The following is a 19,119-nucleotide window of genomic DNA, read 5'->3' on the forward strand; positions in this document are numbered from 1 at the left end:
CCGCGCGCCGCTCCTCCACCAGCGGCGGCAGCTGCGCCAGCAGCGGCTCGCCGAAGGCCAGGACCGCGCGGCGGAACTGCGCCTTAATCTCTGCCGCAAGCGTGCGGCAGAAATTAAGCAGCGCCTCGCCTGAAGCCCCGGTTCCCGGCTTCACCTGATCCGCCAGCCACTGCTGGCTCACCACCGGGAAGGCCTGCTTCAGCATAGGCTCCGCTTCCTCCTGCCATAGCTCCAGGCCTTCCGCCCATTCGCGCACGAGCTCGAGAGTGTGCCACTCCAGCTGGGCAGTGATCTCTCTCTGCTGAAGGCTATGCCAGTGCAGCAGCCGCGCTCCCTGCTCCTTCTCCCGCTTCGCAGCGGTGAAGAGCAGGCCGCGCCGGAAGCCAGGCTGGAGGCTCTCGATGTATGCGCCCGCTGCATCCCGCAGATCGGCCGGCATCAGATTCGTGTTGCCGAGCAGAGCGTCCAGCCTGCTGCGCAGATCGACCCACGACTGTTCAGGCAATTTCTCCAGCGACGCTTCCTCCTGCATCGTTGCCAGGAGCTCTGCTTCCACAGCTTCAGCCGCTGCACCATCTGCCTCTTCGAGCAGCGCAGCCCGCTCCTCCTGCTGCTGCTCACGATAATCCGCAATTACAGCATCCGCCGTATGATGCATGGAACGGGACAAGCTATATTCAAGCAGTACCTGCCGCTGCTCCAGCAAACCGGAGATCAACGACAGCAGATCCTTCCACTGATTCAGCGGATGCCCCTCCACCTTAAGTGAAGTGAACAACAGCCCCGCAGAATGAACCCCCCATTCCCGGAAAGCGCTTTCCACTTGCCGCCGGTATTCCTCCAGCGGGATTTCCTGCTCCCTGTGCTTGTCGATCTGATTGATGATCAGGTAGAGCGGCTTTCCCCAGTCACTAAGGCTTTTAGCAAACGCCAGATTATTCTCCGACTGCACATGATTGTAATCCATCACATAGAACACGGCATCCGCCAGATGCAGCGCCGAGCGCGTCGCCGCCTGATGGCCCTCATCTGTCGAATCTACGCCGGGAGTGTCCATCAGCACACCGTGAGCCCCCAGCACCGGGACATCCTCCCACACCTCTATCGCTGAATATTCAGTCCCCTGGCGGCAGAAATCCTGAAGCCGGTCAGGCGTAGTCTTGATCACCCCAAGATTCCCTCCGGAACTTCCGTCCACCGGATGCAGCAGCACCTGCGGTGCTCCGCTGCGGATCGATACAATATTCGCACTGGTTGGAACCGGACCCGAAGGCAGCACAGGCTTACCACAGAGCTTGTTAATCATGCTTGACTTCCCTGCCGAGAAATGTCCGCAGAATGCCAGCGTCAGCTCATCTGCGTGCTCTTTAACCCTTAGATCTGCTACAATCTGCGCACTCTTCTGTTCTCCCCATTGCCTCATGCGCTCCTCCAGCAGCCTAAGCGCTGATGATCCCGCTGTAACCTGCTCCACTCTTTCCCGTTCTGCTCCCACGACATCCCCGCCTTCGCTGCGTTCTATAGCTTCTTTCATAATTATTACATTTGTATGATTTATTTCACTGCAAGAATAGAATAATTATATTTTATCATCAGATCGTCACAAATCAAATATCCACATTTACAAAATCACCTATAAACCTTCACGAAAAACTAGATTTCGCAGATGCCATATATCGCTTGACAGATAATACCATAATCATATACTATATCCATGACGGATATATCCATTATGGATATATCATTCGATCTCAATATTTTTGATAGGAGGAATGGTATGCCTAAGAATACCCCCTTGAAAACTGAGCAAATGTCCGATTCTGCTTACTACATCCTGCTCGCTTTACTCTTACCTAAGCATGGCTATGCAATTATGAAATACATCGAAGAGCTTACCGAAGGCGAGATCACCATGGGTCCTGCGACATTATATACACTCATCAAGAAGCTGCAGAAATCCGGTTACATCCTTTTACACGAAGACGACGATGAACGGCGCAAGACCTATCAGCTTACTCAAGCGGGAACGGCTATGGTAGAAGCTGAGATTGAACGACGGTTAAGAATGTCAAAACACGGGAGATTGGCACAGCTAAATGCGAAGGAGGAGCTACAATGAGGGGAAACAATAAGCAGATACGCTATATTATGTCTTGGGGCTTGGCTTTTGCCGAGCAAGAGGAAATGGATAAATTAAGCAGATTGTCGGAACAGGGCTGGATACTGGAGCGTTTTTCCCGCTTAGGGTCTGGTTACATTGTCCGTAGAGGAACAGCCCGAAGACGGATTTATTGTCTGGATATCCAGAATGTACTTCAGCAGGAGGTGCAGGAATACCATGAGCTTTTTGCCGACAGCGGCTGGGCGTATGTATGTTCTGCCGGAAATATGCATATATTTGCTGCGGAACCCGGCACAGTTCCCATTCATACTGACCGTTCTACTCTCTATGAGAAATACCGAACAATTACTCATACCAGTAAAATTATAGCTGGCACAGTCACCCTGCTGATGTTAATTACCTTTCTAATGAGATACCTGTCCATTCACGTATGGAATCTTGAGCTGCTTCATCATCTGACGAGTGTGTCTATGTTGCTGTGCGCCATGCTCTTTCTCCCTTCTATTATGGTCTATATCGCGTATACTCTGAGGCTTAGACATTACTTAGAATAGTCAGCCGCACTAGAGCTTCGTGAAACGCAAAGAGAGCCGGCCCAAAGGGCCGGCTCTCTAACTAACTCTAACCAAATTAAGCTGTTTCCAGCACTGGAAGCAGGATTTCAAAGACTTTGCCGTGCTGCAGGATGGTCAAACCACGGGATTTGTCTTTCATTACTACAACCTCTGGCTTCGCGGACATACGCTCCAGGTAGAACTCAGGCACATCGCCGGAATGGCTGATTGTGATACCTTCCACTTCCTGTTCTTCGTTCTCTTCCATCGGGCTGTCCACTACGCGGTCAAAAATATCGGAAAATGCTTCAAAATTATCGGTGTATACAGAAATGCACTTCATCTCTATCCCATCCTCTTCTTCTCTAATTCTTGGTTAGCTTTCGTATGATCCTTAGCTTTCCTGATTACAGCAGTTTTCATACGTTTCTTGCCCTCCCGGCATACATCCAGCAGCGGGCAGATCTGGCACCCGGGATTCTGAGCCTTACAGTGATATCGCCCGAAAAAGATCAGCCGGTGGTGCGTCAGCGTCCATTCGTCACGCGGCACCGCCTTCATCAGCTTCTTCTCCACTTCCAGCACGGAATCTTTCCAGCCCGCAAGTGCGAGCCGTTTGGCTACCCGTTCCACATGAGTATCCACGGCAATCGCTGGCACTCCGAACGCATTCGATACGACCACATTCGCAGTCTTGCGTCCGACACCAGGCAGAGTTACCAGCAAATCATGGGCCTGAGGCACCTCACCCCCGTACTGCTCAATCAGGATTGCGCAGAGGTTCTGAATATGCTTGGCCTTGTTGCGGAATAGACCAATCCGCCGGATATCCAGCTCCAGCTCTTCCAGCGGTACTGAGATATAGTCGATCGGAGCCTTGTACTTCTGAAACAGGTCCTCGGTCACCTTGTTCACTGTTGCATCCGTACATTGGGCTGAGAGCAGCACGGCTATGGTAAGCTCAAAAGCATTGCTGTGATTCAGCTCGCAATGTGCATCAGGGAACATGCCACCGATAGTGTCCAGGATGTGGCGGACCTCTGCAGCTTTCATAGCGTCCCCTCCACGGAGCAGGTATGACTGCAAGTCCTCTTGCAGCATATCTACTCAAGTCTGAAGAAATATAAGCAAAGATACATTATATCGTATACTTTCGTAGCGTTCAAGCGAACACCGTACTGCCCTTATATTTCAAAAAAAACGCCTTGATCCAGGGAAAATTCAAGGATCAAGACGGTGTTTCACACGGAAAATCACCAAAACGATTATTGTTTCACAATCTCTACAACCTTGTCGTTATTGAAATACATTATAATATTATCATTTTCTTTGAGAGATTGCACGGGTAAAGTCGTGTCACCTTGATGAATATATGCATTCAGGGCAAGTCCAAACTTATTATTCTCATTCAGCGTGGCACGTTTAGTGTATATTTCATTCGTCGCGCTCTCATAACGGGCGAACGTCCGGTTCAACTGACTGAACACGGAGATGATCACTACACCAGTCGCATCCTTACGCACCAATACCCGGTCTGCTGTGGTAAGACCGCTCAGAGCGTTCGTTGCAACACCATCCCGGAGGATTCTTACTCCGCTGCCCGCAGTATAAGGCTGGGAGGCTCCCGTATAATCCTTCACAGTGAATGTACCTGCTGCGGCATCCACTGCCGTTACCTGTCCGGCAACCTGTTTAACCGTCTGCAGGGACAGCGGTGTGGAACCGTCGAAGCTGAGATTCACGAAATCTCCGGCCTTCAGCTCAGTCAGTGCGATCTTCTGGCCTGCTTCGTTGGTAAGCGGCACATTCACCAGGTTTAACTCGCTGCTGTTGCTGCCACCCTCCAGCTTCACGGTCATCTTGTTAGTGCCCGCATTGATGGTAGCAATCTCGAACTGGGACGACCCATTCACACGCAGCACAGAGATGAGCTCCTGGTTGCTGGCAAGCACTGCCGTAACCGGCACATTGAGCGGAACATCGGTGATGACGGCGCCGCTTTTGCCAAACATTTCAATGGCCTGCGGATAAGACATCGTCAGCAATTGTCCGTTGCCCAGCTTGAACACAATCGTTTTGGTTGAAGTATTGATAGCCGTCAGGGTGCCGGAATATTTGGTTGTGAGTTCAACAGACATTGCACGCTCATTAATAGAGGTCACATCAATCTTGCGGTTCTCAACCAATCTGGGCCCCATGGTGGACAGTGAAGAGGTAAGCATTCCGCCGTACGACATCTTAGTTTTCTCATCCATTTTGACCACATGAGCCTTGCCGTTATTGTCCGTGAAGGTCAGATACTGGGTCTTGGTGTTATAATCCACAACGCTAGCAGCCACATATTGTTCAATCTGGCGACTGAGCACCTCAATCTTGGTCACCTGATCATTGCCGTTCAGCGTTAGCTGCACATTGTCTCCGGATGTTTTGTCAGCGATCAGGTCTGCGATTACCGGACTTACGGCGTTAGGAATCACAATAGCCGGTGTGGCAGCCAGCAGATTGACCTCACGGGTGCCATCGCTCTTCTGGTAGACAATCGTTGAATCTGTCAGCTCATAAATGAAGCCCTTCACTACGCGTTCAACACCAGAGGTTACTTCCACCGAACGGATCGTATTGTCCTTGATGGTATAAGAGACAGCAGCACCGGCATTCAGCTCTGCGGGCTGAATGATAGAGTTCGGGGAGCTGAACAGCGTAGTCCCATCTTCCCATTTGAAGGTTTCTACTGTGCCGTCGGCATTCTTAAATGTGATGCTCTTGGCTGCAGTGTCAACGCTTTGAACCGTGCCTTTAGCCGTCTTGTTCACAATACCGGAGGTGACCTGCACCTTCACAACCTTGCGGGAACCGGTGAAGGTTTCACGCAGCAGCGTAAGCTTGCTGCCGGCGGTGATGGAAGCGGGCTGAATAACCGCTCCGTTCACATCCAGGAAAGCCGTGTCTGAATCGTAGGGATACTGATCGTATCCGTTCGCGGAATCGACCCAGATGATACCCGGTGTATGCTTGGTGAACACACCTTCAGCCTGCTCAACCTGGACTGCCGGATCTGTGAGTTCTACATAAGCTGCGCTATAGGTAGCTCCAATTACAGTCACATTCGTATAGGGCTGGATCTCGTTCAATGAGATGCGATTCTCGGAGGTACTGGTGTAGTAGGCGGTATTGGCATTCAGAGTGAATTCCAGCGTACTGCCGTTAGTGTACAATCCCAGCTTGCTGTCCTTGAGTGAACTGACCGTTCCTTTGAACGTATTGTCGTATTCCAGGCTATTATGCGCTTCAGCACGGCTAAAGAAGGTAGCCAGCTGCGCACGGGTCACAGCGCCTTGCGGATCGAAGCGGTTGCCGGTTAACCCATTCGCCAGTCCCAGCTCCACCGCTGTATTAATGTAGCCGCGTTTGTTCGCGGACACTTTGGCATCATCGGCAAAGCCTGTCGGCCGGCTTGCAGCCGCTGACGCCGATGCACTCTGGCCAAGCGCGCGGATCAGCAGCTCCGCGACCCATTCACGGCTGGCCTTCCGCTCGCCCCACGAGCTTTTGAGGTTATCTGCAGCCATCTCCGTGGTCTTATCCAGCAGTCCGTGCTGGAAGGCCAGGATTACATATGGCTTATAATAGTTCGTAACCACAAAATCATTAGGCAGCGCAACTTCGGTACTGGTGTTCACATTTCCCTGCAGCTTCATGAAGCGCAGCGCCATCAGCACTGCTTCCTGCTGGGTCACAGAATCGCCAGGACGGAACAGGCCGTTATTGCCAACCACAATGCCCTGAGTTGCCAGCTTGTAGATATGCTTTTCGGCCCAGAAGCCCGTCTTGACATCACTGAAGATCCCTGAACCAGTTGCAGCCGTCTGCGGAGTTACAGCAGCAACGGCTGCTCCGGTTGAAGAATTATCGGCAAAGGCAGCCCCTGCCCCGCCAAGCACCATCGCACCGGCCAGAACGGCAGATACCGCTTTTACAGAATAAGATTGAACCGTACGCTTTAATCGTTTTGGACCGGACAATTCGATATTCCCCTCTCTATGGCTCATCTGGATTTCTATGTTGGTAATTTCGTCAGCCATCCGGCTTATTCCTGCCTAATGCCTACAATCCGTTGTTCTCGCGGGTAATTGGATGCACAAGATCCACATGCCCCATCAGGCTCTCTACCTGTTCTCCATCTACCAGCACATCGATATTCTTCACTTCATCGAACTGGAAGAACATCTGTGACAACGCGCCAATCGCCAGAGACTCGCCGCCTGCACCAAGCTGTGCCTCATCCGGCTTATGAATATCCATCACAATCTGTCCATTGGAGAATTCCAGTGATTTCAGTTCAATCTTGTTCCATAGAGGAATTTGGTCATCCTTATCGCTCTTCTGGAGTGTTTTGAAGGCTTCCGTATATTTCTCCTTGGCATCCTTGAAGCTGATAGAAACTTCAGCCGGAATTAAGTCGTTCTGTTGCAGGTCAGTATAATACGTCTTGATCTTAAGACTCTGCTTCTCAGGCACTGCCGGTGCCTCCGTAGCCGCTGGAGTCACAGTTGCTGCAGGCTCAGGCGTGCTTGTAGCTGCCGGTGTGGCAGTGGGAGTATCATTCCCGGCATTGTTTCCTTCAGCACCGCTGGATACCGAGGTTGAATCCTGACCGGACGCATCGGCCGGTGCAGCAGTAGGTTTATCGCCGCAGCCCGAAATTACGAGAAGCAGCATTGCAGCGATCCCTGCATATGTCAATTTCTTGTTCATTTGATTAACCCCCTCAGATGAATATGGGCAGGAGGGACTGCAAAGTCCTTTTGACCGCATTATAAGGTCTGCATACGACTCTGCGGCTCCTGCTGCCGCCCGTTGTTATTGAATCCCGAGATACTCTTTTATTCCGCTGACCATCGATGCGGCCACATTGTTCTGCAGTGCTTCAGTGAACAGCAGAGCCTCGTCTTTCTTATTGCTGAGATAGCCAACCTCCAGCAGTACCGCAGGCATCTTTGTCTCGCGTATCACATGGAAGTTGCCGTAACGAACTCCCCTGTTGCTAAGCCCGGTAGCCTGCACAAGATACTTGTGCATCACATTGGCCAGAGCCTTGCTCGCGTCCCGCTGATAGTAGGTCTCCGTTCCGCTGGAAGCCGCTGATCCGCTGCTGTTGGCATGGACGGATATGAACAAATCTGCACCGAGGTTATTGGCAATTGCCGCCCTTTCCTTCAGTTCAAGGAAGGTATCGTCGCTGCGCGTCAGCACCACGTCAATTTTGTTCTCCTGCTTTAGCAGCGCAGCCGCCTTCAGAATCACGGCCAGGTTGAAATTCTTCTCGTATTTGCCGGTAATGCCTACAGCCCCTGAATCCTTCGCGCCATGTCCGGCATCAAGTACAACCAGCTTGCGCCCGCTGTTGCCCGGCTGCGTTGAAGTATCGCCTGGAGCCTGTGCGTTCAAATCAATGACAATGAGCTTTGAGGAATCTCCCGATACCTCTACGCTATAATTTTTGGGAGTTTTAAGATCAATTACAAATCGGACAGTATAAGGATTAGTGCTATACAGCGAATAGCGGATACCGGAGACATCCGGATAATCCGTAACTGTCAGGTTCCCGTTCAGGTCAGGGTCAAGTATTTGTCCTGTTCCGAATATATCCGAGAACGTGGCATTCGGCAGATCAATGATGATGCGGTCCGGTCCGCTGATCTTGGAGATCTTCGGCTCGGCATTGCCGTCTATCGCAATCGTGAACCGGTTCTCATTGAAGCTGATCCCATTGATCATGCTCAGGCTGCTTGAGGGTTCTCCCGGCGGCACTACAACCGTCCCTCCGTCCCCATTACTTTGTCCCGGGTCAATGTTAGGCTCGGGAATGGGCGGGGTAATAAGATCTACAACCTTCTTCGTGTTATCCCATTTGACCGTAAGACCGAATTGCTCTCCAATGAACCGTATCGGTACGAGTGTCGTACCGTTCCGCAGGAGAGGGGCTGTTGACATAATTACCGTCTTACCGTCGACGGATGCCGCAGTCTGATCTACGATCAGCTGAATGGTCTTTCCTTGCTGTTCAATCTTGATGGTCTTGCTTGTCTGATTCCAATCCACCTTGTATCCAAGGTTCTCAGCGATCATTCTTAGCGGCACCATGATGGAGTTATTTACATTTTCCACCGGAACGTCTTGTCCTGCATTCAGTTCCTGGCCATCCAGGAAGATCTTGTTCTGGCCAGCAGCGGCTTGTCCATGCCCTGGCAGTACCACAACAAAGAGCAGCAGCAACAGCATAAAAGCAAATTTCTTCATTCTTCACCTCTAAGACTCTAGTATTCCGCCCCCAATCGGGCGTTCTTGATGGCATGCCAACTGACAACCTTCGACATAGTGTAGACGTTCGTAGAACTTAAAAGTTGCGAATAAATCCCAATCAATGTGGAAATGTCTGTGTAATCCCTGTTGCTAAAAGGTATGTAGTGCGGTTACAGACAACTTCGCTTATACAGCGTTACAAGCCAAGATATTCCTTAATTCCTGCTACAATCTCCCGCGCGAGGTTATCCTGCATCTGTTCGCTGTACAGGGCTGCTTCATCTCCCGGATTCGTCAGATACCCCGCCTCCAGCAGAATGGCAGGCATCCGGGTCTCCCGGGTCACATGCAGGCTTTTGGAACGGACTCCGTTGTCCTTAAGGCCGGTTCCCGCTACCAGATGCTTTTGCATAATCTCGGCAAGCGGCAGGCTCTCGCTGCGGCTGTAGTACGTCTCACTGCCATTCACTTTGCTACGGTTCGGATAGGATACGTCGAGTGAATTGGCATGAAGAGATACGAACAGCGTAGCATTCGCCGCTTGGGCAATATTCACACGATCCTGGAGGCCCAGGGTAATATCCGATGTACGGGTGTAGATGACATCAGCCCAGCCTTCCTGCGTCAGAATAGCTCCGGCTTTCAGGATGACCGCGAGATTAAAGGTCTTTTCCAGCTTGCCGGTAAGACTGACCGCACCCGATTGCTTGCCCCCATGTCCGGCATCAAGCGCAATAATCGGTCTTCCGGTGAATACCGGATTCACAGGCGCGCCCGTTTCACTGCCTGTTACATTCAGATCGATTGTGACTAGACCTGTACTCTCATCCGTACTTACTTGGTAATTCTGATAGCCTGTGGTCTGGATTACGAACCTGACCGTCGGCGGATTCGTACTGAACAACGCATAACGTATTTCAGATACAAGCGGGTAGCCGCTCACATCCAGCTTGCCCTGCGGACTTCCTCCCGTGGATACGCCCGGGAAGCTCCCGCTGAAATCAGGAGCAAATGCCGCTCCGGCAAAATCCACTACAATGCGGTCAGGTCCGGTAACTCTCGTAACTGTAGCCTTGGCTCCTCCCGCAGCGGCTACAATCAGCCGGTTCTCGCTGAATACCGCCCCTTTCACCACCGGTGATGTAGCTGGCGGAGTCGGAGTAACTATAACACTTCCGTCCAATTCCTCGAGAATCTCTGTGCCGCTCTGGGGCGGAGTGGTCGGTGCAGGAGACTCAACAGCCACTGGAGCGGCTCCGGTTGACACGGAGGGAGCTGCGGTGGCTGACGGCAGCGGATCTGAAGTGGCAGGGGCCATCTCTGTTACCCCTCCGCTCAAATACACCGTCTTATCCGTATTGTCCCAGCCGACGCTAAGACCGAACTGCTCGCTGACAAAGCGGACAGGCACCAGTACCGTCCCGCCGTTCTGCTTGGGTGCAGCATTAAGTGTCAGGTTAACACCATCAGCTTGAGCGGTGGTGCTGCCGACTGCAAGCTGTACAGACTTGCCGTCCTGCTGGAGAGTTACCTTGCGGCTGCTTTGTTCCCACAGCACTTTGAAGCCCAGATTCTCCACCACTACACGGATCGGAATCATAACGCTTCCATTCACATTCTCGAGGATTACCCCCTTAGGCAATGCAAGCTCCTTGCTGTCCATCACGATCTTACCGGGGTTTGTTCCGGCTGCCGCAGCTTTGTGGCCGGCGAATGACAGGAGGAGCAGTGGCAGCAGCAGTAGAAGCAACACCCGTTGTCCGACTTTCTTCATCCTTTCCTCTCCTTTGGTCCATTGATAGATTTGCAGATAAGATTAAGACGACACTAACCCCCAAAAGTTGCCTTCGCAGGCAATAATATCTTGATTATAGCAAAAAAACTTCTATTTCCGACACCCGGAAATAGAAGTTTTGTGTAAATATAAGAATAAATATGCTTCACCCGTTAACTTATCTTATCTCTTAGGCAAAAAGCTTAGCTGCATGTCGCTCTTCATAAGCGGCAATCTCATCGGCATGCTGAAGTGTCAAGCCGATATCATCCAGCCCCTGCAGCAAGAACTGCCGGCGGTGCTCATCCAGTTCAAAGGTGATAGCAAGACCATACTCATCACTCAGCTTATTGTTCTCCAGATCCACAGTAAGCGTGTAGCTCTCATGCTTGGCCGTGCGGCTGAACAGATCGTCTACCTGGGTCTCCGAGAGCTTGATCGGCAAAATGCCGTTCTTGAAGCAGTTATTATAGAAGATGTCGGCATAGGATGGTGCTATGACCACTCTGAACCCGTAATCCATGATGGCCCAAGGAGCATGCTCCCGGGAGGAGCCGCAGCCGAAATTCGCGCGGGAGATCAGTACAGAAGCTCCCTCATAACGCGGTTTGTTCATCTCAAATGCCGGATTGTCATTTCCCGCTTCATCAAAACGCCATTCGTAGAAGAGAAATTGGCCAAAGCCTGTGCGCTCGATCCGTTTCAGAAACTGCTTGGGAATAATCGCATCCGTATCTACATTAACCCGGTCTACCGGGGCTACAATTCCTGTTAACTTCTTGAATTCTTCCATTTGCTGTATCCTCCTGCTCTCTCAATTATGAGTTGACGGCTTCCGTCTTGTAGTTCCAGTCACGCACATCCGTGAAGTGTCCTTTGATGGCTGCCGCAGCCGCCATGGCAGGAGAGACCAGATGTGTGCGTCCGCCGCGTCCCTGGCGTCCTTCGAAGTTACGGTTGGAGGTAGAGGCGCAGCGCTGTCCCGGCTGCAGAACATCCGGATTCATCGCCAGGCACATACTGCATCCAGCTTCACGCCATTCAAATCCTGCTTCGGTGAATACTTTGTCCAGACCTTCCTTCTCGGCCTGCATCTTCACGCGCCCGGAGCCTGGCACCACGATCGCTGTAACCTTGTCAGATACCTTATGGCCTTTGGCTACTTCAGCCGCGGCCCGCAGATCCTCAATCCGGCCGTTAGTGCAGGAGCCGATGAAGACATAATCAATTCCAATCTCGGAGATCGGCGTACCCGGAGCCAGATCCATATATTCAAGCGCCTTCTCGGCGGCTTTGCGTTCATTCTCGGTAGTGAAATCAGCAGGATTCGGCACGGTGGAGTTGATATCCGTTCCCATACCAGGGCTGGTGCCCCAGGTAACCTGCGGGATAAGTGTTTCTACATCGAATTCCACCACAGTATCATACTGGGCACCTTCGTCACTAACAAGGCCCTTCCAGGTCTCAACGGCGGCATCATACGCTTCACCCTGCGGCACATATTGGCGTCCGCGCAGATAACTGAAGGTGGTCTCATCCGGTGCAATCAGGCCCGCTCTGGCTCCGCCTTCGATCGACATGTTGCAGACGGTCATACGCTCTTCCATCGACAGCTCACGGATCGCTTCGCCGGTATATTCGATAACATAGCCAGTCGCAAAGTCCGTTCCGTATTTGGCAATTACGCCGAGAATCATATCCTTGGCGGTCACTCCCGGATTACGGCTGCCGGTGAAGCGAACCTCCATGGTCTTTGCCTTGGACTGCTGCAGACACTGGGTGGCCAGCACATGCTCAACTTCGCTGGTGCCGATCCCGAAGGCCAGTGCACCGAAGGCTCCGTGTGTGGAGGTATGGCTGTCTCCGCAGACAATCGTCTTGCCGGGATGGGTCAGGCCAATCTCAGGACCCATGACGTGAACGACACCTTGGTCAATATCATTCAGGTCAAACAATCTTACGCCGAAATCACGGCAGTTCTGCGAAAGCGTATCAATCTGCTGCTTGGAGATCGGATCAGTAATATTGAAACGGTCCTTGGTAGGCACGTTATGATCCATTGTGGCAAAGGTAAGTCCCGGACGGCGGACCGGACGGCCGCTCAGGCGAAGTCCTTCAAACGCCTGCGGGGAAGTCACTTCATGAACCAGATGAAGATCGATATAAATAATGCTCGGCTTGCCTTCTTCCTGATGAATAACGTGATTGTCCCAAATCTTCTCAAACATTGTCTTATTGCCCATGAATTTCACCTCATATAGTAGAATCGTTCCTATGAAGAGAGCGTGGAGTCTCTCTTGAATGTTCTAAATATAACATCGGTGCGTTTATAATTCCAAGATATGATTTCTATAGCGCTGATAGGCTGTACCTATGAGACACAAGATTATAACAAAAGGCTCTTGCAGGATTTCACTTCCTAATATTCATACCCTCACTAACCTTCTGAAGGAACTTGTCCAGCACCAGAGACCTTTTCCGCCTGCTTAAGGGAAGCAAGGTTCCATCATCAAGACGAATTTCAATATCATCAACCGAAAAATTATATTGAATATTTACTATACAAGTTCTATGTATATCAACAAAACCCTGCTCGCTATATTGCGCTATTAAATCTATAAATTTAAATCCGTGCAATAAGTAGGTTCTCCTTTTGGTATGTAAATAGCTTTTCCTGTTTACACTTCCAAAAAACATTATATCATTCAAGGGAACTTTGATTAACGCTCTTTTATCGCCTGTGATGTTAACTTTAAAAACTTGAAGTTGCGGGTTATCATCTTTTATAGCATTTACCACACGATCTATTATTAAAAATAATCTTTCGTTCATGAGTCTTTTAGGTAAAAAACCGCTTATATCATACTGGAAGGTATTTAAAACCTCTTGTTCTGAAGAAGTAACAAATACCAGCTTGAATTTTTTATCGAAAAGGCGCAGTTTTCTCGCCACTTCTTTCCCATCCATTAGCGGCAAGTCTAACTCCAAAAAAATGATATTGTAATACGAATGATATTGCTCAAAATCATCAATTAGTTTTTTACCATTTGTATAAGTGTAGATGGTTGTATTGACTTTTAGCCTTTTGAATATTCTTTTTGCTTCAGATACAATGCTATTCAAAAATTTAATATCATCATCACAAAATGCAACATTTAGCATTCAACCACTACCCTTCATTATTTTTGTGGCATTAAATTTGGTTCGAGTCGAATCTATTTTTCTTCATCCATCTGCCATTCTTACCATATTTTCCTTATAATAATAGCATAAAATCAGAATCAACATTGGTCAAGATACTAGTCATAATTAAAGATTCTTAAGGAGGTTTTTTTAGATTGAAGAGTAAAATTTTGCTCATTGATGATGAACCAGGAATTATCTCTATTCTGAAGAATTACTTTGAGTCATCCGGTTATCAGGTATATTCAGCTCTTAGCGGAAATGAAGCGCTTGAAAGAGTCCATTGTCAGCCCGATATTATCCTGCTTGATATCAATATGCCAGACATCGATGGTATTACAGTTTGTCAGCGAATTCGCAAGTATATTTCCTGTCCAATCCTTTTTCTAACGGCTAGAGTTGAAAGTAAGGATAAAATTTTCGGTTTTCGCGCAGGAGCAGATGACTATATCCTCAAGCCCTTTGATATTGATGAATTGGGGGCAAGAGTAGAAGCCCATTTACGTCGCGAAAATCGTATGCATAAGCAATCTATAATCCGTTTTTTTGGAGATCTTACCGTAAATTATTCTAACAGGGAAGTTTCTGTCTCCAGTTTTGTTGTACCACTGTCAAAGAGAGAATTTGAAATTGTAGAACTGCTTTCCATGAATGCCGGGCAAGTTTTTGACCGCGAACACATTTATGAAGCCATTTGGGGAACTGACGGAGAAGGAAGCAGCGATACGATTATGGAACATATTCGTAAAGTTCGGGCGAAACTCGCGGTATTTACTCAGAAAAGCTACATTGATACGGTATGGGGGGTAGGCTATAAATGGAACGGATAAACCATATGAGTTTAAAAAAAGCATTCTTTTTTCTATCGGCCATATTTTTACTTATCGCTTTGCTCCTGAGCGTCATATCAATTTGGGGGATCAGCGAAATTTTCAGGCATTACGGGCCGTCTATTGAATTAAAGATGGATGGCAATGATGTCAGAGCCACACCAGTGCCCCCAGAACCTGCTTACCCGGCATGGTATCACATTTTTAGCATCCTGCAATTTGCGCTTCCCACTCTATATGTACTAACAGGATTATTTTTAGCTGATTGGCTTTTTTATCGGATTAAGCTTAAAATGCCCCTGGCCGCTCTGCAAAATGGAGCCCGGCAAATTATGCACAACAACCTGGACTTCTCGATTGCATCTTCTGCAAGTGATGAGCTTGGACAGCTCTGTGACGCATTTGAAACGATGCGATGTGAGCTTCTGAAAAACAACAGGGAACTGTGGCGGCAAACTGAGGAGCGAAAGAGGTTAAATGCTGCTTTTTCTCATGACTTGCGAAATCCCGTAACCGTAATCAAAGGCTCGGTAAAGCTGCTTAAAAAGGGAATAACAAGTGGAAAACAAACAAAAGAAGAGATCGGTGATACACTTTCATTACTTGAAGAGTATTCCGGCAGGATTGAAGCTTTTATAGAAACGATGAGCAGTGCCCAGAGATTAGAGGAAATGCAATGCAATTCAAAACAGGTTCAGTGGTCGGCTCTAATCCAAGAGCTTTCGGTAAGTCTGACGATATTACGTAAAGACAAGAAGCTTAATCTGCATGATAATAACGTCAACAAAAACGAGTGGATTTGGGTTGATCGGTCCATTGTTTATAATGTGGCAGAAAATCTCGTTTCGAATGCCGTCCGGTACGCCCGTAAGCAAATTAGTGTTGCTGTCACCTGCGATGATTCCAGTATGCTTCTTACTGTTCAGGATGATAGTGAAGGCTATTCTCAGAATATGTTAACCCGCGGTACAGAACCGTTTTTACGCGGAGATCATCCTTCTGGGGATTCAGGGCATTTTGGGATGGGACTGTACATTTGCCGGCTGCTCTGTGAAAAACACGGAGGCACCCTAGCCTTACAAAATACAGAGAATGGTGCAATGGCAACGGCTTCATTTAATATTTTGAAATCTTGAGCATTTTTTGAGATTTATATTCTACACTCTCCTTATTAATGGAAAAGGAGAGTTGTGTATGTATATTGAGGCAAAAGACCTTTCAAAACTTTATGGCAACGGCGAAAACAGTGTCATTGCCCTTAATCATGTTAATTTAGAAATTGCGCCTGGAGATTTCATTTCCTTTATGGGGCCTTCGGGTAGCGGGAAGAGCACATTGCTTCATCTGTTAAGCGGTCTGGACAAACCTTCATCCGGCAGTGTTATCTACGATGAGAAAGATATCTACCTCACCAGTGACAAGGAGCTTTCCGCTTTTCGTCGCCAGAAAATCGGATTTATTTTTCAACAATTCAACCTCTTACCTGTCCTGACCGCAAGGGAAAATATTATCATGCCTCTGCTGTTGGACAAACGCCAGGTGGATGAGGCTTATCTTAAAGACCTAACAGATATGCTTGGAATCAAAAGTCGAATGACCCACTTGCCCAGCGAACTCTCTGGTGGCCAGCAGCAACGTGTCGCCATTGCCCGAGCACTAATTACAAAACCTGACATTGTCTTTGCTGACGAACCCACGGGAAACTTGGATAGTAAAAGCGGCAACGAGGTTATGAGTTTACTCTATGATATTTGGCGTACGATGTGCAAAACCCTTGTGGTTATTACCCATGACAACCAGATCGCACGCATGGCGGAACGACAATTTGTTATTGTAGACGGCCTCCTTTCGGAGGTGGCGGCGAAATGAAATCCTATCGTTCTCTTGTATGGAAAGAGTTGAATAACCAAAAGATCACTTCCGTTTTAATTTTAATTGCGATTATTCTATCTACAATTATGACTACGGTTATCGGCCAATCCCTTGGTATATTAAGTGCTTTGCGTCAACAGCAGGCAGCAGCACTTAATGGCAACCGTTATGTTACTTTTCATCAACTTACACAAGAGCAAAAAGAGAAGCTTAACTTCGATAATAGATTGTCGTTCTCAGGTAGCTTTATGAATATCGGCACCTCAGTAATACCGAATACTAAACTTTCTATTTGGCTTCGTGAATATGAAGATGATACACTTTCAGTCTACCCATCCATAACACAACTTTCATCCGGACGCTTACCTCAGTCAACCCATGAAGTTGCCTTACCACAAGATGCATTAAATCTATTGAATTTTTCCGGCAAACTTGGAGACCACATTACATTGCCGATCCGTATCTCGCTTATACGGGACGATCAGGCTCCCTTTGAATATAAGACTACCTTCACTTTAACCGGCATTTTAAAAAGTAATTACTTAGGGTATGTATCCGGCGGTGTTAACGGTATTGCCGGTCAAGGAACAGCGGAACAGCTGCTGCCGAAAAAATACCAACTGTACTCCACAGATGTTCGTATGATAAACAAAAATCACTTCCAGAACACGGTTGATGATATCGCCGCTCAATTTGCTCTGCCTGAATATTGCATTCAGTACAACGACATCCTTCTAGCAGCAGTAGGTATTGATTACACCCATAAGAGCGATGACTCAGACAATGGTTCCGGTTTTCCCTTTATGGCCGTTGCAAGCGTTCTCGTTGGTACTCTTGTTCTTTTAGCCTCCGGTCTTGTAATTTATAACGTTTTGAAAATCTCTGTAACGAAACGCATCCGCGAATACGGTACATTACGCGCTCTTGGTGCGGAACGCAGTAAACTATATATATTAGTATCGCTACAGCTCACCCTACTCTGTGGAATAGGTGTTCCTGCAGGGATCACTATTGGCATATTGTTTGCCAAAGGAATTACCATCTCCGCAACCAGCCTCTTGTCTCCGGACCTGTTTCTAACAAGTTCATCGGAAGAATTAGCCGTGTTGATAGCCAAAAATAGTTCCGGGAAAATACTTCCTCTGCTCATCAGTACAGTAATTACATTATTGTTTGCCTATCTTGCAGCATTCCCTGCCGCAAGATATGCGGCAAAGGTTTCTCCGACGCTCGCAATGTCAGGTCCGTCAATACGGGTTGGACGAAAAAATCGAAAGGCTCGGCGTATACGTTCCTTCGAAGCCTTCTACGCAAGAATGAATATGAAGCGAAATAAAGGCAGAACGACAATTACTATTTTATCATTATTTATGAGTATAACGGTATTTATAGCATTACAGAGTTTTTCCACATTATTGGACACGAGCACTGCCGTACAAAAAATGCATATTGGTGATTACTCCATTACCCATAAGACAACTGGTTTTTCTCCAGAAGTGGTGAAGGAACTCAAATCCTTAGCAGATATAACTTCCGTTTCCACCTTGAAATATAGCCTGTATACACAGGATAGCAAGGGGCAGATGCCAATTTCCACATCTTTTTCACTACAGCCAGGCGAGGCGCTGCATATTATTGGTGTTGATGAAGATCGGTTAAAAATGATCGCACCGGCACTTACCCAACCGGAACTCCAGGATTTAAAAGCAGGAAAAGCCTGTATTATCAAAAATCCCATCGCCATAAATTATGGAGATACCCGATTAAGCAGTACCTTAATTTCCGTAGGCGATAATATATCTGTCAATAACTTGACGTTACAAGTTCTGCATGAAAGTAGTAATTCAATCACACTGGATAATGACGGATTTGTAAACGGGGTTCAAATCATTGTATATGATACGATCTACGATCAGATTACAGGAACAATCAATTATTCGGAGTTATATCCTGTCTTGTCACCCAACGCTGATAAGGAAAATGTTGAGAAAGTTATTACTCAAATAAGTGAACAAGCTGGAGGGGGCCAATGGCTTTCTTATCAAGATACAGATACACAGCTTGCAGAAAGCTATCAGCAGATCAAATGGTTAGCATGGGGATTGATTCTGTTTATCGGGCTTATAGGAATTCTAAATATAATTAATACCGTGTACACAAATATTCATACCCGTATTACTGAAATCGGGGTTCAGCGAGCGATAGGCATGAGCATTTCAAGCTTATACAAGACCTTCCTTTGGGAAGGCGCCTATTACGGACTTATCGCAGCTATCGCCGGTTCTATAGCAGGGTATTCATGTTCAATCTTTGTAAGTGCTGCTAAAACAGACACCATAGAGCTTATCCCCGTTCCATTTCTCCCCATTATGGGAGCTGCATTTATTTCTATTGTGGTTTGCTTAACCGCAACATGTATTCCACTCCGCAAAATCGCAGACATGAGTATTGTGGATTCCATAGAGACCGTTGAATAGCGGA

Annotated in this window: 16 protein-coding genes; 6 read left to right on the top strand and 10 right to left on the bottom strand. The window is 48.2% G+C overall.

Features of this window, described 5'->3' with window-relative positions:
* The coding region (locus C162_RS22485) for a dynamin family protein (RefSeq protein WP_200869231.1) at positions 1-1,534 on the bottom strand (1,534 nt) is incomplete at its 3' end.
* A 243-nt stretch (positions 1,535-1,777) separates the two neighbouring features.
* On the opposite strand from C162_RS22485, the gene C162_RS22490 reads away from it, so the two are divergent.
* Together C162_RS22490 and C162_RS22495 are read left to right on the top strand one after the other, a co-directional pair.
* Positions 1,778-2,119 (top strand): PadR family transcriptional regulator, encoded by a 342-nt coding sequence (locus C162_RS22490; RefSeq protein WP_036697987.1) that lies wholly within the window; start codon positions 1,778-1,780, stop codon positions 2,117-2,119.
* Positions 2,116-2,676, top strand: coding sequence for a DUF2812 domain-containing protein (locus C162_RS22495; RefSeq protein WP_051493848.1), 561 nt, complete (start codon positions 2,116-2,118; stop codon positions 2,674-2,676). The genes C162_RS22490 and C162_RS22495 overlap by 4 nt, the downstream gene beginning before the upstream one ends.
* Positions 2,677-2,752: 76 nt before the next feature.
* Here the strand turns inward: C162_RS22495 and C162_RS22500 are convergent, their stop codons facing one another.
* From C162_RS22500 to C162_RS22540, 9 genes are all read right to left on the bottom strand, one after another.
* Positions 2,753-3,019 carry a hypothetical protein gene (locus C162_RS22500; RefSeq protein ID WP_036697991.1) on the bottom strand — a complete coding sequence of 89 codons (267 nt, stop codon included), beginning with the start codon at positions 3,017-3,019 and terminating at the stop codon, positions 2,753-2,755.
* Between the two features lie 2 nt (positions 3,020-3,021).
* Positions 3,022-3,729, bottom strand: a complete 708-nt coding sequence (gene nth, locus C162_RS22505) for an endonuclease III (protein ID WP_036697993.1) — start codon at positions 3,727-3,729, stop codon at positions 3,022-3,024.
* A 212-nt stretch (positions 3,730-3,941) separates the two neighbouring features.
* Positions 3,942-6,758: an S-layer homology domain-containing protein gene (locus C162_RS22510; protein WP_051493849.1), complete on the bottom strand. Its 2,817-nt coding sequence runs from the start codon at positions 6,756-6,758 to the stop codon at positions 3,942-3,944.
* 22 nt (positions 6,759-6,780) lie between these two features.
* On the bottom strand, positions 6,781-7,431 hold the full coding sequence (locus C162_RS22515) for a GerMN domain-containing protein (RefSeq protein ID WP_036697996.1): 651 nt from the start codon (positions 7,429-7,431) through the stop codon (positions 6,781-6,783).
* Between the two features lie 105 nt (positions 7,432-7,536).
* Positions 7,537-8,976 (bottom strand): N-acetylmuramoyl-L-alanine amidase family protein, encoded by a 1,440-nt coding sequence (locus tag C162_RS22520; protein WP_036697998.1) that lies wholly within the window; start codon positions 8,974-8,976, stop codon positions 7,537-7,539.
* A gap of 199 nt (positions 8,977-9,175) precedes the next feature.
* Positions 9,176-10,753: an N-acetylmuramoyl-L-alanine amidase gene (locus C162_RS22525; RefSeq protein ID WP_036698001.1), complete on the bottom strand. Its 1,578-nt coding sequence runs from the start codon at positions 10,751-10,753 to the stop codon at positions 9,176-9,178.
* A 190-nt stretch (positions 10,754-10,943) separates the two neighbouring features.
* Positions 10,944-11,546 (bottom strand): 3-isopropylmalate dehydratase small subunit, encoded by a 603-nt coding sequence (gene leuD, locus C162_RS22530; protein ID WP_036698004.1) that lies wholly within the window; start codon positions 11,544-11,546, stop codon positions 10,944-10,946.
* Positions 11,547-11,571: 25 nt separating this feature from the next.
* Positions 11,572-12,996 carry a 3-isopropylmalate dehydratase large subunit gene (leuC, locus tag C162_RS22535; RefSeq protein WP_036698006.1) on the bottom strand — a complete coding sequence of 475 codons (1,425 nt, stop codon included), beginning with the start codon at positions 12,994-12,996 and terminating at the stop codon, positions 11,572-11,574.
* A 169-nt stretch (positions 12,997-13,165) separates the two neighbouring features.
* Complete coding sequence (locus C162_RS22540) at positions 13,166-13,915, bottom strand: LytR/AlgR family response regulator transcription factor (RefSeq protein ID WP_036698009.1); 750 nt, start codon at positions 13,913-13,915, stop codon at positions 13,166-13,168.
* Positions 13,916-14,091: 176 nt separating this feature from the next.
* Here C162_RS22540 and C162_RS22545 point away from each other — a divergent pair, with 176 nt between their 5' ends.
* The 4 genes from C162_RS22545 to C162_RS22560 are packed head-to-tail and all read left to right on the top strand — an operon-like array spanning position 14,092 to position 19,115.
* On the top strand, positions 14,092-14,766 hold the full coding sequence (locus C162_RS22545) for a response regulator transcription factor (protein ID WP_036698015.1): 675 nt from the start codon (positions 14,092-14,094) through the stop codon (positions 14,764-14,766).
* Positions 14,754-15,902 (top strand): HAMP domain-containing sensor histidine kinase, encoded by a 1,149-nt coding sequence (locus tag C162_RS22550; protein WP_051493850.1) that lies wholly within the window; start codon positions 14,754-14,756, stop codon positions 15,900-15,902. Before C162_RS22545 ends, C162_RS22550 begins: the two co-directional genes overlap by 13 nt.
* Before the next feature lie 58 nt (positions 15,903-15,960).
* Positions 15,961-16,635, top strand: a complete 675-nt coding sequence (locus C162_RS22555; protein WP_036698018.1) for an ABC transporter ATP-binding protein — start codon at positions 15,961-15,963, stop codon at positions 16,633-16,635.
* Entirely contained in the window at positions 16,632-19,115 is a 2,484-nt protein-coding gene (locus C162_RS22560) for an ABC transporter permease (RefSeq protein ID WP_036698021.1), read from the top strand. The genes C162_RS22555 and C162_RS22560 overlap by 4 nt, the downstream gene beginning before the upstream one ends.
* Positions 19,116-19,119: the final 4 nt, after the last annotated feature.

It is taken from the genome of Paenibacillus sp. FSL R7-269 (assembly GCF_000517865.1).
Classification (GTDB): domain Bacteria; phylum Bacillota; class Bacilli; order Paenibacillales; family Paenibacillaceae; genus Paenibacillus_AQ.